The sequence below is a fragment of the Magnetospirillum moscoviense genome (genome assembly GCF_001650635.1).
Taxonomy (GTDB): domain Bacteria; phylum Pseudomonadota; class Alphaproteobacteria; order Rhodospirillales; family Magnetospirillaceae; genus Magnetospirillum; species Magnetospirillum moscoviense.
In genome coordinates this window covers 8182-26170 of record NZ_LWQU01000103.1, presented here as the reverse complement: position 1 = coordinate 26170, position 17989 = coordinate 8182, and the positions used below count along the sequence as shown (strand labels likewise).

1 protein-coding gene (cut by a window edge) is annotated in these 17989 nt (G+C 66.1%); it reads left to right on the top strand.

Annotated elements, in window-relative coordinates; translation table 11 throughout:
- Positions 1–17989 carry the 3' end of a LamG-like jellyroll fold domain-containing protein gene (locus A6A05_RS04685; protein WP_068497959.1) on the top strand. 26903 nt of this gene lie to the left of the window's left edge, so the window shows 17989 of its 44892 coding nt (coding positions 26904–44892); its start codon lies off the left edge, out of view; it ends in the stop codon at positions 17987–17989.

Here is a 17989-nt window from a genome sequence, read left to right as displayed (position 1 = left end):
GCTGGACGCCACCGAGACCGCCGGGCTGATCAATTGGGAAAACTGGACGCTCACCAATTACGCCGGCTACTATAACATCACCCTGCACGATGCCAGCAACAGCGCCGGCCTGACCATCGACGGCTCCGTCCTCACCAATGGACCGCTGGTCCTCAACGGCGCCGCCGAGACCTCGGCCGCGCTGACCGTGCTGGGCGGCACCCTGGCCGACACCCTGACCGGCGGCGGCGGCGGCGACACCCTGACCGGTGGCGCCGGCAACGACACCATCAATGGCGGCGCCGGCACCGATGTCGCGATGTTCTCGGGCCTGGCGTCGGCCTATTCCTTCACAGCGACGGCGGGCACCCTGACGGTGACCGGCGCCGACGGCACCGACACCCTGACCGGGATCGAGACGCTGTCGTTCGCCGACGGCACCGTCACCGTGACGCCCGCCGACCTCAGGGCCAACACCTATACCACCGGCAGCCAACTCAGCCCGGTGGTGGCGGCGCTGACCGGTGGCGGCACCGTGGTGACGTGGTACACCGATCTCCAGGACGGCTCGGGCTACGGCGTCTTCGCCCAGCGCTACGATGCCGCCGGCCTGCCCCAGGGGGCGGAATTCCGCGTCAACACCTCTACCGGCGGCGCCCAGCAAGCGCCCGCAATCGCGGCGCTGGCCGATGGCGGCTTCGTGGTCAGCTGGGCGTCCTACCTCCAGGACGGATCGTCCAACGGCATCTACGCCCAGCGTTACGACGCGACGGGCGTGACGCAGGGGGCGGAATTCCGCGTCAACACCACCACGGTCAACGACCAATACCTTCCGTCGGTGACGAATCTGGGCGATGGCGGCTTCGTGGTGACCTGGCAGAGTAACCTGCAGGACGGTTCCGGCCTCGGCATCTATGGCCAGCGCTACAACGCGTCCGGAATCGCCCAGGGGACAGAATTCAAGGTCAACACCGTCACCAATGATGCCCAGACCGCACCGGCGGTGACCGGCCTGGCCGATGGCGGCTTCCTGGTGACCTGGCAGAGCAACCTGCAAGACGGCGACCAATCCGGCATCTACGGCCAGCGCTATAACGCGGCGGGTGTCGCGGTCAACCAGGACGGTACCACGGTCGGGGCCGACGAATTCCTGATCAACACCACCACTGTCGGCACTCAGGTCGGTCCGTGCGTCACCGGGTTGACGAATGGCGGCTATGTGGTGACGTGGGATGGCTTCAACAGCGAGATCTTCGGCCGGGTCTACAACGCCCAGGGGGTGGCGCAGGGCGCCGAGTTCATCGTCAATTCCAATACCAACTACACCCAGTCAGGCAGTTCGGTGACGGCCCTGGCGGGCGGCGGCTTTGTGGTGACGTGGAGCGATGGCCGCGACGCGGGTGGCGGCGGCACCGGCGGATACAACATTTACGGGCGGATCTTCGATTCCGCCGGGACGGCGCAGGGGCCCGAGTTCCGTCTCAACACTTATGACCACGACTATCAAACAGCCTCGTCGGTGGCGGCGCTGCCGGGTGGCGGCTTCACGGTGGTGTGGCACAGCATGGGCCAGGACGGTTCGGCCTATGGCGTCTATGGGCAGCGTTTCGACGCCCAGGGCAAGGCGGTGCTGGGCCAGGCTCTGGCGCTGAACGGCACGGCGGCCAACGACACGCTGAACGTCGGATCGGGCATCGACTTCGTGGATGGCGGTGCCGGCACCGACGCCGTGGTGATGACCACCGGCGGGACGACCCTTCAGCTTGATAACGTCGAGGGGCTGACCGGCAGCGGCGGCAACGACATCGTCTATATCGACGGCTCGATCCTCGACACCAATGGGGCCGCCAGGTCCTTCGATGGCGGCGCCGGAATCGATACGCTGGACATCGCCGCCTCGACGAACAGGACCCTCGATTCCAGCGAACTGACCGGGCTTGCCGGCTTCGAGAATCTGAGCCTGGTGTCGCAATACGCCTATTCCCTGACGCTGAACGACAGCAACAATGCCACCGGTCTGACCATCGACGCGAACTTTGCCGCGTCGCTGGTGGTCGATGGCTCGGCGGAAACGACTGCCGGGCTGACCGTCATCGGCACCGCCGGTGCCGACACCCTGACCGGCGGCGGCGGCACCGACACGCTGACCGGCGGCGCCGGCATCGACACCTATCGCTTTACGTCGAACACGCAATCCACCGCCGCCGCCACCGACACCATCATCGGCTTCGGCACCGGCGCGGACACCATCGCTTTCACCGGCATCGCCGGCATTTCCTATGACCCGGCGACAACTGTCACCTGGACCACCGATGTCGCCACCACCGCCGCCCTGGTCACCGCCAACGTCAGTCTGGCCAACCGGGCGGTGTTCTTCACCAACGGCACCGACGGCTGGATTTACGTCAAGGGTGCAGGCACCGGCACCAATTTCGACGGCACGCTGATCAAGCTGGCCGGCGTGACCTCGGCCCCGGCCCGGGCAAGCCTGACCGGTCTGGTCGAGCCGCAGTTGGTGGCGCCGGTGGTGCTGGCGCCCGAAGGGCTGGCGGCGACGTTCGGCCCCGACGGCAGCTATCTGAAGACCGACGCCTTGTCCGGCCTGGGGGCCGGAACCGAGATCACCGTCGAGGCGTGGTCGCGCTTTGCCGGCGGTATGACCGCCGGTCAATCCTCGACCCTGTTGTCCTATGTCGCCCCCGACGGCGGCAAGCTGGTGCTGGCCATCAACGACGCCAACCAGGTGGTGGCGATGGTCGATGGCACCCAGGTGACCTTGACCCCCGCCGTGTCGGTGGCCGCCAATGAATGGCACCATCTGGCGCTGACCTGGCGGGCCAGCGACGGCCAAGTGGTGCTGTTCAAGGATGGCGTGCAGGCTGGAACGGCCACGGGCGTCAATACCGGCGGCTCGATCGGTTCGGGCGGCGCGCTGGTCATCGGTCAGGATCAGACCTTCGCCGGCGGCGGCTTCGTCAACAATGCCGAGCTGAAGGGCTCGATCGACGAAGTGCGGGTGTGGAGCACGGCGCGCACCCAGAGCCAGATCATCGACGGGCTGGATGGCCCGCTGTCATCCACCACCGGCTTGGTGGCCAATTACAATCTCAGCAGCCTGACGGGTCCGACGGTCGCCGATTCCAGCGCCAACGCCAACAATCTGCAGATCTATGGCGACGTCTATCAGGCCGTTTACACGGTGGGGTCCGAGGATTCGTTGCTCAGCGGCTCGGCCCTGCAATGGATCGATCCCGACGCGGTGGCCGGCTCGGTGACCTTCGCCATCAACAGTCCGGCCGGGCACGGCAGCGTGACGATGTCGGCCAACGGCACCTGGTCCTATTGGCCGGCCAACAATTACAACGGCACCGACAGCTTCACCATCACCGCCACCGATTCCGCGGGAGCGGTGGCGACGCGGACCATCGCCGTCAAGGTGACTCCGACCAACGATGCGCCGACCATGACGGCGGAATCCGCCGGCGGGGCCTCGGCGTTCAACTCATCCGTCAGCATGTCGGCGGCCACCACCGCGCCGGTGCTGACCGCCACGACCAACGTCACCCTGGAGACGTTGGTCAAGATGAATTCCGTCAACGATGCCGAGCGGTTCATCGCCTATAACGGCACCCCCGGCACCGATGGTTTCGGCCTGGTGATGACGGCCAACAACAAATACGGCATCCATGTCGGCAATACCGTGCTGGAAGCGGTCGATGCCAAGGTGACCTATACCCCAGGCTGGCAGCATGTCGCCGCCACCTATGACGGCACCACCTGGAAGCTGTATGTCGATGGCGTCTCCCAGACCCTGTCGGCCACCACCGCGACGCTGGCGGCCGCCACCGGGTCCACCTCGGTCGGTTCCGCCAGTGCCGGCATCAACGGCATGATCGACGAGACGCGGCTGTGGTCGACGGCGCTGACCGCCACCCAGATCAAGGCCAATGTCGGCACGGTTCTGACCGGAACCGAGGCCAATCTGGCAGGCTATTGGCGTTTCAACGAGAATACCGGCCTTGTGGCCGACGATTTGACCGCGGGCGCCCACGACATGACGTTGTCGAGCGCGAGCTGGTACACTATCGGCTTGCATGACGGCGCCCAGCGGGGCGGCTACGAGGATGGCAGCATCTCGGGCCACCTGACGGTCGTCGATGCCGACGGGATCGCGCCGACCCTGTCGGTGACGCTGGCTCCGGCCAATGGCACGGTGGTGCTCGGCCAGAATGGCGACTGGACCTATCAACCCAACGCCAACTGGCCCATTTCCACGTCGGCCAACGACACTTTCACCGTCCGCGCCATCGACGCCACGGGTTCGTGGGTCGATCAGGTCATCAACGTTTCGGTGATCGGCATCAACGACGCCCCGGTGGTGCTGGGCAACGCCACCTTGCAAAGCACCGCCGAGGACACCACTTCGGCCGGCAACGCGATCACCACCTTCCTGACCGGCACCGCCACCGACGGCGATGCGGCGGTGACGACGCTGGGCATCGCGGTGACCGCGACCGACACCAGCCACGGCACCTGGCAGTACAGCCCGGATGGCGGCAATTGGAACGATATCGGCAGCCGCAGCGAATCGTCGGCGCTGATCCTGACCTCGGCCACCCAGATCCGCTTCGTGCCGGCTGCCGATTATGCCGGCACCGCCACCATCGGCTACCGGCTGTGGGACGGCACCACCGGCGGCGGCGGCCAGGTGGTCAACATCACCGCCAGCGGCGGCTCGACCGCCTTCAGCGCGGCCACCCAGACCGCCACCATCACGGTCAATGCGGTCATGGACACGCCGAAGGTCAATGGCGGCCCGTCGATCATCGATAGCTTCGCCGACGGGGTGATCGGCAGCCAGTGGGTGGTGAGTGACGGCGTGATGGACGCCAACGACCTGATCGTCGAAACGACTGGCACTTTGCAGATCACCAACCGCGAGATTCTGCGGACCGCCAGCCAGTTCGCCGGTTCGCCCAGCAAGCCGCTGGTGATCGAGGGCAGCTTCGTCGCCAGCAACCATGACGGCTTGATGGTCGTCCTGCGGACCGGCGGGGTGTCGCATGCCGGCAATTCCGGCGCGCCGTCCGACGGCATCGGGCTGATCGCGTGGTACAATGGCGGGGCCCAACTTCAAAATCTGGGCGGGGGCACCCTGTCGGCCGTCACCGGCGATGCGGCGTTCACCTGGAATATCGGCAGCACCTACAGCTTCAAGGCCACCGACGACGGCACCAACATCACCTTCCAGGTGACCGAGGCCAGCAATCCGAGCAACGCCATCTCGCTGGCGGCCACCAGTGATTATGCGCCGGCCACCAGCTATGTGGTGCTGACCAACCGCGAGTATGCCACGCTCGATCACACCCTGACCCTGAACGACGTCACCATCCAGGCCGGCACGCCCGAGAACGCCGGCACGACGGTCGAGGGCACGGCGTTGTCGATCAATGTGTCGACCCTGCTGGCCAACGACACCGCCGATGCCGGCGGCCTGTCGATCACCGGCGTGGCGATGAATTCGGACGATGCCGCGCTGGGCAGCGTGGCGCTGGACGGCAACGGCCATGTGGTGTTCACGCCGTCCTCGGCGCTCGACAGCCTGGCGGCCGGGCAGACGCAAAACGTCGATTTCACCTACACGGTGGTCGATGCGGCTGGCGGCACCGCCATCGGCACCGCCACCGTCACGGTGACCGGCGCCAACGATGCCCCCACCGTGGCCGGGGCGCTGGTGCGCAACACCAGCCTGCTGTTCGACGGCGTCAACGATTATGCCAGTGCCGGCGACGTGTTCGATCCGGGCACCGGCGACTTCACCATCGAGACCTGGGTGCGGCCCGATTCCCTGGGCGGCAGCCCCATCCTGCTGGGCAAGACCCTGACCAATGGCGGCGCCAACGGCTTCGCGCTGCGCATGGATTCCGGCAAGGTGTGGTTCGAGACCACGGGGCTGGGCACCGCCAATGCCAGCAACGGCCTGGCCTCGAACACCCTGACCGTCGACCAGTGGAGCCATGTGGCGGTGACCCGCCAGGGTTCCACCTACACCCTGTACGTCAACGGCAGTCAGGCCGATCAGGTCACCAGCGAGGTGACCGCCAACCTGAGCAACGCCTATGACCTGATGATCGGCGCCGGCAAGGACAATACCGGCACGGTCGGCAGCGCCTTCGATGGACAACTCGACGACATCCGCCTGTGGAATACCGCGCGGACCGGCACCCAGATCGCCCAGAATATGAACCAGACCCTGACCGGGTCCGAAAGCGGCCTGGCGGTCAATTGGGGCTTCGATAACCTGGCCGTCGGGGCGACCACCATTCCCGACCGCGCCGGCAACGATGCCGGTCTGACGCTGGGCGTCGGCGCGGCCGCACCGATCCTGTTCAAGCCGCCGATCAAGGGCACCGAGTTCAATGGCGGACCGGGCTTGCTCGCCCCTGTGCGGGACGGCAGCTATAGCGGTGACGTCACCCTAGAGAGCTGGGTCAAGTGGGACGGCACCAGCGCCAGCGGGACGCCATTTATCGCCTTTGTCGGCGATGGTGGGGCCAACGGTTATGGCGTCTATCTCGATCCGTCGGGAAATTACCGGATTATGTGCGGCGGCCAGAGCGAGGCGGTTTCCTCCACCGTTGCCTCGGCCGGCGAATGGCAGCACATGGCGGCCAGCCGAATCAACGGGACCTGGCATCTGTACGTCAATGGCAGCGAGGTCGCCCTTACCAACCCGACGATCAACATGGCGCCTGCCGACGGTTCGGTGCAGATCGGGACCAGGTTCCATGGCGAACTGGCCGAGACTCGCATCTGGCACAAGGGCCTGACGGCTGAAGACGTCGTTGAGGGGATGAATTACCCGCCGTCGGCGGCCACCCCCGACCTGATCAGCTATTGGCCGCTGTCCGACGGTGACGGCATGAATCTGGTCGGCATGGCCGCCATCGACGGCGCTGTCTGGGCGGCGCCGACCGGCACCGGGCTGGGGATTGCCGGAATCACCACCGTGCTGGATTTCGACGGCACCAACGACAAAGTGGTGATCGGCGACGTCGCCGGCATCGACATGGCCGCCTCAGTCGAGGTGTGGGTCAAGCTCGACTCGCCGCTTGCCGGCACCCAGACGGTGGTGTCGCACAACGGCACCTTCGACATTACCGTCACCAGCGACGGCAAGGTCCATTTCACCACCATCGACGGCATGGGCATCACACAGGACGTCGTCTCGACCGCCACCCTGACCGCCGGCCAGTGGGTCCATCTGGCCGCGACCTACGATACGATCAGCACGGTCAAGGCCCTTTACGTCAACGGCGCCCAAAGCGGCACCGCCACCATCAGCGCCGCGCCGATGGACGATGCCTCGATGGTGTGGAGCGCTGGGGCGACCATCGACACCACCGGCGCCGCGTCGGGCTTCCTGAACGGCCAGATCACTGACCTGCGCATCTGGAACGAAGGCCTGTCGGCCGAAACCGTCGCCGCGCAGAAGGCCACCCGCCTGGCCGGCTCCGAGCCGGGTCTGCTGCGTTATTGGCCGATGGACGAAGGCAGCGGCACCAGCCTGGATACCGCCGTCGGCGATCTGCATGACGGCAATTCCGCGACGCTGCTGGGCGGCGCGTCGTGGGCGGCGCCTACCGGCACCGGGCTGTCCCTGAGCGATGCCGCCAAGGTGGTGTCGTTTGCCGGCGACGGCGACCGGGTGATCGGCGACCTGCCGATCGGTGTCGGCAGCCACACCATCGAAGCGTGGTTCCAGTCGGCCGCTTCCGCCCGCCAGGGCATCGCCAGCCTGTACGATCCGTCCGGCAAGGGCACCGCCGAACTGGTGCTGACCGCCGCCGGTGCCATCGAGGTGGTGGTCTCCGATGCCGAGGGCGATTCCAAGACCGTCAGCACCACGGCCGCCGGCCTGAACAACGGCAACTGGCACCATGTGTCCTATACCTTCAACGTCGCCGACGGCACCATCGCCATCTATGTCGACGGCAGCACGACCTCTTCGACCAACACCCCGATCGTGTCGGGCGTGCTCCCGACCTCGCTCGTGCTGCGGGCGCCGGTAGCGATCGGCACCAGCGCGGACGGGTCGGACAATTTCAACGGCCAGATCACCGACGTGCGGGTGTGGGATTCGGTGCAGACCGCGCCCAACATGCAGACGGCGATGGGCCTGCGCCTGAGTGGTGATGAAGCCGGCTTGGCTTCGTACTTCAAGCTGAATGACGGTTTCGGCACCCAGACCGGGGACACCGCCAACCCGGCCAGCCTGGCCGGCGACATGACCGCCCTGGGCGGCGCCACCTTTGGTGCGCCGACCGGCACGCTGGGCCTGGAAGGGGCCGGGACGGTGCTGAAGCTCGACGGCACCGACGACGTGCTGCGCTCGACCCAGGTTCTGGACGTCTCGTCGCATACCGTCGAGACCTGGGTGCGCACCCCGGTCGGCTATAACGAGATGTGGGCCGGCCTGGTCTCGACCCGCAACTTCACCACCACCGGCAACTGGTTCCAGATGGCGATGGACAGTTCCGGCCACCTGATCGCCGAGGTGGCGTCCGAAATCAGCACCTATATCTGGGCCACCAGCACCGGCACCATCAATGACGGCGCGTGGCATCACGTCGCCTATACCTATGATTCCACCGCCAAGACCGTCACCCTGTACATCGACGGCGTCGCCGCCGGCACCCAGACCAACGCGTCCCTGCCCAGTGCGCTGGAAATCGTCGGCGCCGTGCAAATCGGCGTCAACCGCGATGACGCCGCTTTCGCCAATGTCGAGATGGCCGACGTGCGGGTGTGGGACAAGGCCCGGGTGCAGGCCGACATCGCCGCCGACATGGACAACCGCCTGTCCGGCACTGAAGACCATCTGGTCGGCTATTGGCCGCTGGACAACGGGTCCGACCTGACCAACCAGGCCGACCCGACCGAGGGCACCTTCGCGCCGCCGGCCGCCACCCAATTGGTCACCGACGAGGACGTGCCGCTGAGTGGGATGGTGCTGGCCGCCGACCTGGAAGGCGACCACCTGACCTATGCGCTGTCGGGGACACCGACCCACGGCTCGCTGACGCTGAACGACGACGGCACCTTCGTCTATGTGCCGACCTTCGGCTATGCCGGTGCCGACAGCTTCACCGTCCAGGTGTCGGACGGCACCGCCACCACCAGCCAGGCGTTCAGCGTCACCGTCGCCGACACCACCGAGATCGACGGCGCCAATGTCGCCGGCGCCTTCGCGCGGTTCGACGGGGTCGATGATTATGCCGCCACCGCCAGCGGCGTCGTTGACCTGGCGAACAAGTCCTTCACCTGGGAATTCTGGGCCAACCGCGCCTCGGCGGCCACCAACGACTTCGTCCTTGGCCAGGGCGCGGCCGCGACCGGAACCGGCCTGCAGGTCGGCTACAGCGCTGGCAACGTCTTCAGTTATTCGTTCTACAACGTCGATTTGAACTACACCGACCCGCAAGGCAGCGGTGTCGGCGAATGGGTGCATTGGGCCGGGTCCTACGACGCAGCCACCAACACCCGAATCCTTTACAAGAACGGCGTCGAGGTGGTGCGCGACACCGCCTCGGCCGACTATACCGGCACCGGCGCGCTGCTGATCGGCGACACCAGCTGGGGCACCAACAATTTCAACGGCAGCGTCGATGACATCCGCATCTGGTCGGGCGTGCGCTCGGCCGGCCAGATCTCCGACAATTTCCAGACCACGCTGGAGGGCGCCGAGCCGGGCCTGCTGGCCAACTGGACCTTCGACGGCGCCGCTCCGCTGGCCGATGCGGGCGGCAGTTCCATCGCGCTGACGGCCAGCGGTTCGACCGCGCCTGCGATCGTGGCGCCGCCGGTCGAGGCGGTTCGGTTGGACGGAATCAACGACGCCATCACGATCGCCGACACCGCCGCCCATCACAGCGCGGCGTGGACGGTGGAGACGTGGTTCAAGACCACCGACACGTCGAACTCGGTCAGCCGCATCATCCACAGCCAGCCTTTCTCGCTGCTGGTGCAGGCAGACGGCATGCTGCGGGCGGAAACCTATACCGGCAGCGCGTGGCCGATGATCACCAGCACCAATGCGGTCGCCGACGGCAAGTGGCACCACGTCGCCCTGAGCTATGGGTCCGGTACCGCCACCTTGTATCTTGATGGTGTGTCGGTGGGCGCGGTGGCGACGGTCCCGGTGGCCAATACCGGCATGACCGTGGGCAACCTGACCGCTGGTTCCGACTCGTCGCAGGCCTTCGCCGGCGATGTCGCCGACCTGCGCCTGTGGAACAGTGCGCGCAGCCTGTCCGACATCCAGGGCGCGATGAACGAGCGGCTGTCCGGCACCGAGACCGGGCTGATCAGCAACTGGCGCCTGGACGACGTGTCGGCCGGAATCGCCTCGGACATCAAGGGGACCGTCGACGGCGTCGTCAGCGGCAACCCGGTCACGGTGACGGTGCTGCCCGATATCGTCGACGACACCATCCAGGTGGCGACCGACACGCCCTTCGTCGGCCAGTTGCACGGCTGGGACCCGCTGGCTGGCGACAGCCTGACCTGGATCGCCCAGAACAACACCGCCACCGCGCATGGCACCCTGACCGTCAAGGCCGACGGGTCGTTCGTCTACAAGCCGCAGGCCGGCTATGCCGGCGACGACAGCTTCACCGTCCAGGCCACCGACGGCCAGGCCATCACCACCAAGACCATCAATGTCAAGGGCGACAGCCAGTTGGCCATCGCCGGTGCGCTGGATGCCGGCGGTCAGTTGAAGCTGGATGGCGTTGACGATTACGGCACCGTCGGCGGCACCGTCAACTTGGCCAGCCAGTCGTTCAGTTGGGAATTCTGGGCCAATCGTTCGTCTTCGACCAATGCCGACCTGGCGTTGAGCGTCGGGGGGCAGTCGACCGGAACGGTGCCCGCCGATGGATTGCTGCATGTCGGTTATATCGGCAGCAATCAGTTCAAGTTCGGCTTCGCCTATGACGACCTGACCTATACCGCTCCGGGCACCGGCGTGGGCGAGTGGGTGCATTGGGCCGGCACCTACGATGCCGCCACCAATACCCGCATCCTCTATCGCAACGGGGTCGAGGTGGCGCGAGACAAAGCCACCGGAGATTTCATCGGCACCGGTCCGATGGAGATCGGGCGCGCCGTCTTCCCTGACGGAAATAACAATTTCAACGGTCAGCTCGACAATGTCCGCGTCTGGTCGGATGTCCGCTCGGCCTCCGAGATCGCGGCGAATTTCGACAAGACGGTCACTGACCACGACGGATCGTTGCTGGTCAACTACACCTTCGATTCCTATAGCGGCACCGCCGTCACCGACCATGCCGATTACAACAACGACCTGAATCTCGGCACCGGCACGACGGCGCCGGTGATCGTGGCGCCGCCGGCCAGGGCGCTCGATTTCTCGGCGACCGGCTCCTATGTCTCGGCCGGCAGCCTGGTGACCAGCACCACCTCCACGGTGACCATGGAAGCCTGGGCCAGGCTGGACACCGCCAATCCGACGGCGTCGCAGATTGTGTTCTATAACGGTTCGCCCGACGCGGCGAACGGCTATGGCTTGAACCTTTATCAGGGCCATCCGGCGGTGTGGGCCAGCGGCAGCGCCAGCCTGACCGCGTCCACCACCACCATCAACACCGGCGAATGGCACCATTACGCCATTGTCCGCAACGGTACCGCCTGGTCGCTGTATGTCGATGGCGTGTCGGTGGCGCTGACCGGCACCACCACCGCCGTGCCGGTGACGCCGACCGGCGCCACCACCATCGGCGGCACCGCGGCACTGCCCGACCAGACCTTCCTGGGCGCCATCGGCGAGGTGCGGGTGTGGAACGCCGCCCTGTCGGCCGGCCAGATCAAGTCGGCGATGAGCGGCCCGCTGGAGGGGACGGAAACCAATCTGACCGCCTATTGGCGGCTGGACGGCACCACCAACGATTACAGCGCCGGCAACCGCGACGGCACGCTGACCGGCACCGCCGCCTACGCCTCGCAGGCCGCCCCGGTGGTCGCCGATTCCGAGATCTGGGTGACCGAAGGCCAGCCGCAGGCCGGCCAATTGCTGGCCGAGGGCGAGACCGGGGTGACCTGGACCACCCTTTCCAACGTCGCCACCGCCCACGGCACCATCACCGTCAATGCCGACGGCAGCTATGTCTATACGCCGACCGCCGGTTATGCGGGCGCCGACAGCTTCACCGCCTCGGTCACCAAGGACGGTGTCACCAAGACCCAGACCATCGCCGTCAATGTCGAGGACAGCACCTGGATGCAGGGCGTGTCGGCCACCGGCGGGCAGGTCTATTTCGATGGCGGCGACATCGCGGTGGCCACCCTTCCCTCCGCCGGCCTCAGCTCGCAATTCACCATCGAGATGGCGGCCAGTGTCGCCGACCTTGCCACGCGGCGGGACCTTTTCGTGCTGAAGAGCGGCAACACCAACAGCCTGGGCGCCTTCGTCCACACCGACGGGCATGTTTATCTGGCGTGGAGCACCAACGGCGGCTTCACCATTGCCGGGTCGATCGACACCGGCGTGATCCTGACCGCCGGAAGCTGGAAGCAGTTGACCGTGACGTTCGACAGTGGGACCGCGAGCCTCTATGCCGATGGCGTGCGGTATGCTTCGACCAACACCGTCCCGTTCACCGCGCTCGAGGCGTCCGATCAGTCCCTGACCCTGGGACAAACCTACTATGCGAGCAGGATGCTCGGCGAGATCGACAATGTCCGGCTGTGGAGCGACGTCCGCACCGGCTGGGAAATCTCGGACAATTGGCGCCTGAAGGACCCCGAGGACGCCGACCATCTGGTCGGGTCGTGGACCTTCGATACGGTCAATGACGGGCTGATCAACGCGATCAATTCCGGCGGGCCGAGCCTGACGCTGGGTGCGTCCGGCGCCACCGACGCGGCTGACCCGACCTGGATCAACCATACCGGCCGCGCCCTGGGTCTGACCTCGATCAGTCAAAGCATCACCGTCGATGACCCGGCCAGCGTCAAGACCGACAACTTCACCATGGAAGCGTGGAGCCGCTACGATTCCTCGGCCGTCGCCAATGGCGGCACCATCGTCTATAACGGCAGCGGTTCGCTGCGCGGCGCGGGGATCCTGGTCCAGAGCACGGCGGCGCTGGCCGCAATCCATCCGGTGGTGTCCGTGGGTGGCTTGGCCACGCTCGAGGCGACCGGCGTGACGCTGGACCCCGGCGCCTGGCATCACTTCGCCCTGGTGCGCGAGAACGGCACCTTCAAGCTGTATGTCGATGGCGTCCAGGCGACGCTGACGGAGACTTACGGCACCGTCACCACAGCACCGGCCGCGCCCGATCCGGCCGCCGACACCGTCACCATCGGCGGCGGCTTCGTCGGCGCCGTCGGCGACGTGCGCATCTGGGACGTCGCCCGCAGCAATGCCGAGATCATCTCAGGCATCAACAGCCGCGTCGGCAATGACGAGCCTGGCCTGGTGGCCAACTGGCTGCTGGACGACATTTCGGGCACCTCGGCCCCCAATATGGTGGCGGGTGGTTTGTCCGGCACCATCACGGGCAGCGCCGCGATGATCAGCGCGAAGCCGGCCTTGTACGACGATGCCATCACCATCAAGGAAGACACCGCCTTCCACGGCCGCGCCTTCGCCAAGGACGACAATGGCGACGCGCTGACCTATTCGATCGTCACCCAGGCGGCGCACGGCACGGTGACGCTGGCCGCCGACGGCACGCTGACCTACACCCCCGATGCCGACTGGTACGGCACCGACAGCTTCACCCTTGGCGCGCGCGAGACCGCCAATGCCGGGGCGACGCTGTCGACCAAGACCATCAGCATCACCGTCACCGCGGATAACGGCCCGGCTTCCATCACCATCCCGGCCGGCACCACCACCTCGTGGTACATGATGGGCCCGGATTACGCCGACAGCGACAGCGTCGTCTCGGTGGCCGGTACCGTCATCGTGCCGTCGCCGGTGACCGATGGGCGCGCCGATTCCGTCGCAATCGCCAGCACCGGCGTGTTGAATCTGGACATGGGCAAGGTGACGGTGGTCCACGGCGCCTCGGTGGCGGCGGGCGGCACCATCAATCTGGCGATGGGCGAACTGACCGGTTCCGGCACCTTGGCCAATGCCGGCACGCTGCAGGTCAGCGATGCCTCTTACGGTATCCTGGGCCTGGCCACCACCAATACCGGCACCATCCGGGTGCGCCAGCTGACCGGGGGTTCGAACCCGCAGATGATGGTCAAGGCCGACCTGACCAACCAGGGCGCCATCGACTTGTCGGCCGCGACCGTCGGCCGCTATGCCTCGATGATGTTCACCATGGGGGCGACGCTGGTCAATTCCAGCGGCGGCACCATCACCTCATCGACCGCCGATACGGCAAGCGCCAATATAATCGGCGGCAATTTCACCAATGCCGGCGGCACGTTGTCGGTGGCGGCCAACTCGAAGCTGCAGATCAACAATGATCAGGCGGTCGCCGCACTCACCAGCGGCACCATCGATGTCGGTGCGGGCGCGACGCTGGCCATCAGCGGCGGGGCGGGTGGTACCATCACCTTAAGCGGGTCCAACCTGAACCTGACCGGTACCGGCACCATCGACCTGATGGGGACCCAGACCGTCAACATCCATGCCACCAACAACTTCACCCTGAAGTCGGCCAACACCGCCACCTTGACCATGAGCGGCAACGTCACCGTCAATGGCGGCGTGTTCTACAATTCCGACGTCCTGCGTTTCACCGACGCCAACGACGTCTTCAACAGCATGGTGACCAACAATGCCGGCGGCCTGATCGACCTGCGCCAGCAGGTGGCCGGTGCGGTCGGTCCGACCTTCAATGGCTGGCTGCTGAATTCCGGCACCATCGAGTTCTCGGCCGTGGCGGCCGCCACCGGCACCGCGACGCTGACCATGGGCGCTGGCTCGACGCTCAGCAATACCGCCGGCGGCATCATCCATTCGGCGGCGGCCACCGGTGTCACCGCCCTGCGCAAGATCGTCGGCGAGGTCAACAATGCCGGCGGCACCATCGACGTCGATTACGACCTGACCATCGACAATTCCGGCGTCGGTTTCTCGCTTTCGGACGGCACCATCGACGTCGCCTCGGGCAAGACCTTGACCATCGGCTCGAACGCCGGCACCGGCACCGTCACTCTGTCGGGAACCGGCGTGACCTGGGCCGGCTCGGGTATCACCGACCTGATCGGCATACAGAATCTGCAGATCGGCGGCACGGGCTATACCCACAACGCCACCGGCGACCGGTTGTGGATGGACGGAATCATCACCGTGACCGGCCAGACCTTCACCAATGCCGGCACGCTGTACCTGGATACCGACGACGACACCTTCCAGACCGACCTGGTCAACGCCACCACCGGCGACCTGACCATCCGGGGGATCGACGGCTACGACACCAACGTCACCTTCAGCGGCACTGCGGTCGACCTGATCAATCATGGCGATCTGACGCTGATCGACAACGAAATCGACGCGTTCAACGCCGGCATCACCTTGGCCGGCGGCGCGCAGCTGACCAATTCCGCCACCGGCACGGTGACCATCGATGGTGGCGACGACGGTAACTTCATCACCGGCGGCACCATCACCAACCAGGGCCTGTTCGACAAGCAAGCCCAGTTGACCATCAATAATGCGGTCTTCAACAATTCCGGCACCCTGGCGATCGGGCAAAGCCAGCTGACGCTGAACAACACCAGCCTGACCAATACCGGCACGCTGACCGGCGGCAGCACCATCGTCCTGACCAACGGCGCCAGCTTGACCAACAGCGGCACCATCGATGCAGGCGTCGCGGGCATCGACGCTTCGTGGATCATGTCGGTGACCGGCGGGGTGACGCTGACCGCGGGCTCGATCCTGCATTCCGACGTGTTCGGCTATGCGGCCAACATCGCCACCAACGACAAGCTGTCGGTGTCGGGCGTGGCCAATCTGGCCGGCCAGGTGGTCCTGGATTTCAAGGATTACGTGCCGTTCGCCGGCGAGCAGATCACCATCATGACCTATGGCAGCAAGACCGGCACCTTCAGTGGCGTGACCCACGACCTGGGCAGCGACTGGACGGCGTCGCTCAGCTATGGCGCCACCAGCGTCACCGTCACCATGAATCTGGTGGGCGGCAGCGTCATGCAAAACGCCGGTGCGCTGACCTCGGCCACCAACTGGCTTGATACCGTTCTGCCGACCGCCACCGAGACCGCGATCATCGACGTTGCCGGCGCCACGCTGACCACCGGTCAGAACATGACCGTGGGCGGTCTGCGCGTCGGCGGCACGCTGTCGGTCACCGGCGGCACCCTGACCTTGAACGGCCAGGGACTGGTCAGCGGCACCTCGGGCCTGGCGATCGACGATACCGGCACCTTGACCGGCAGCGGCAACCTGAATGTCGATGGCACCTTGGCCTTCGTCGGCGGCACCATGGGCGGCACCGGCACCACCAGTGTCGATGGCGTCCTGCAGATGAACATGGCGGCCGGCGAGACCGCCACCTTGAACCGCCGCCTGGAAGTGAATTCAAACGGCGGCACCAACATCCTGAGCGGCGGCACCCTGGCCGGCACCGGCACGCTGGCCGTGACCGCAACGGGCAACCTGACCGTCAAGGGCGACACCACCATCTCGACCGCGCTCGAGCTGGCACCGATGGACGCCAACAGTGCGGTCGGCACGATCGAGGTCAGCGGCATCACCGGTGCGGCGCGTCTGAACGTCACCCACGCCTTCACCAATACCGGCCAGATCCAGTTGACTGACGGCGGTGTCGGCGGCCAGAGCGCCACGCTGCATGTCACCGGCGGTACCTTCACCAACCAGGGCGACATCCTGGCGGTGTCGAACACCACAGGGGCGCGCCACATCATCGACGTCGCCACCATGATCAGCAGCGGCACCGTGCAGGTGTCGGGGTCCGAACTGGAATTCTCGGGCGACAGCCTGACCAGCAGCGGGACCATCACCATCGACAGCACCTCGTGCCTGGACATCAACAAGGCCGGCGCCATCTTCACCAATACCGGCCTGATCACCGGCGGCGGCCTGCTGGATGTCGAAGGGGCCAGCTTCACCAATAACGGCCTGCTGCGGCCCGGCGACGAGGTCAGCTATCACGGCTTCGACATCTGGGGTAACGTCACCCTGGGCGCCAGTTCGGAAATCGAGCTGGCGATGACCGGCGATCTGGTCTCGCGCGATTCGCTGGCGATCCATGGCGACATCGTGCTGGGCGGCACCTTGGACCTGTCCAACGTCGATAGCCAAGCCGCCGCCGGCAGCGCCGCGCTGATGAGTTGGGAAAGTGCCTCGGGTTCGTTCGCCGAAATCACCGGCCTGAACGACGACGATTTGGGCAATTGGGTGCTGGATGTCGATTTCGGCACCACCGGCCTGACGGTCAGCACCAAGTCCATCTCCGGGCTCGGGACCTCGGCCGCCGACGTCCTGGTCGGCACCTCGACCCTTGCCGGCGACGCCATGGTCGGCGACGCGGGCAACGACACCCTGATCGGCAATGGCGGCAAGGACCTGCTGTTCGGCGAGGCCGGCGACGACCGCGTCTGCGTGTCCGACACCAGCTTCCATTATCTGGATGGCGGCACCGGCACCGACACCCTGGCCTGGAACAACGGCCAACTGGACCTGACCAGCATCCGCGACGACATCATCGAACGGTTCGAGGTGCTGGATCTGGGCGCCAACGGTTCGGTCAAGCTGGCGGCTTCCGACGTGATGGCCATGACCGGCCTCACCAACGCGCTGGTTCCCAACCTCGACACCACCCACGCCCTGGTGATCATGGGTGGCCAGGCCGGCGCGGTGACCTTCGCCGACAGCGGCTGGGCGGCGCAGGGCAACCAGACCGTCAACGGCCAAAGCTACTCGGTCTACAGCAACGACCTGGCGAACGTCCTGGTGCAGAACCCATTGCCGGCTTGA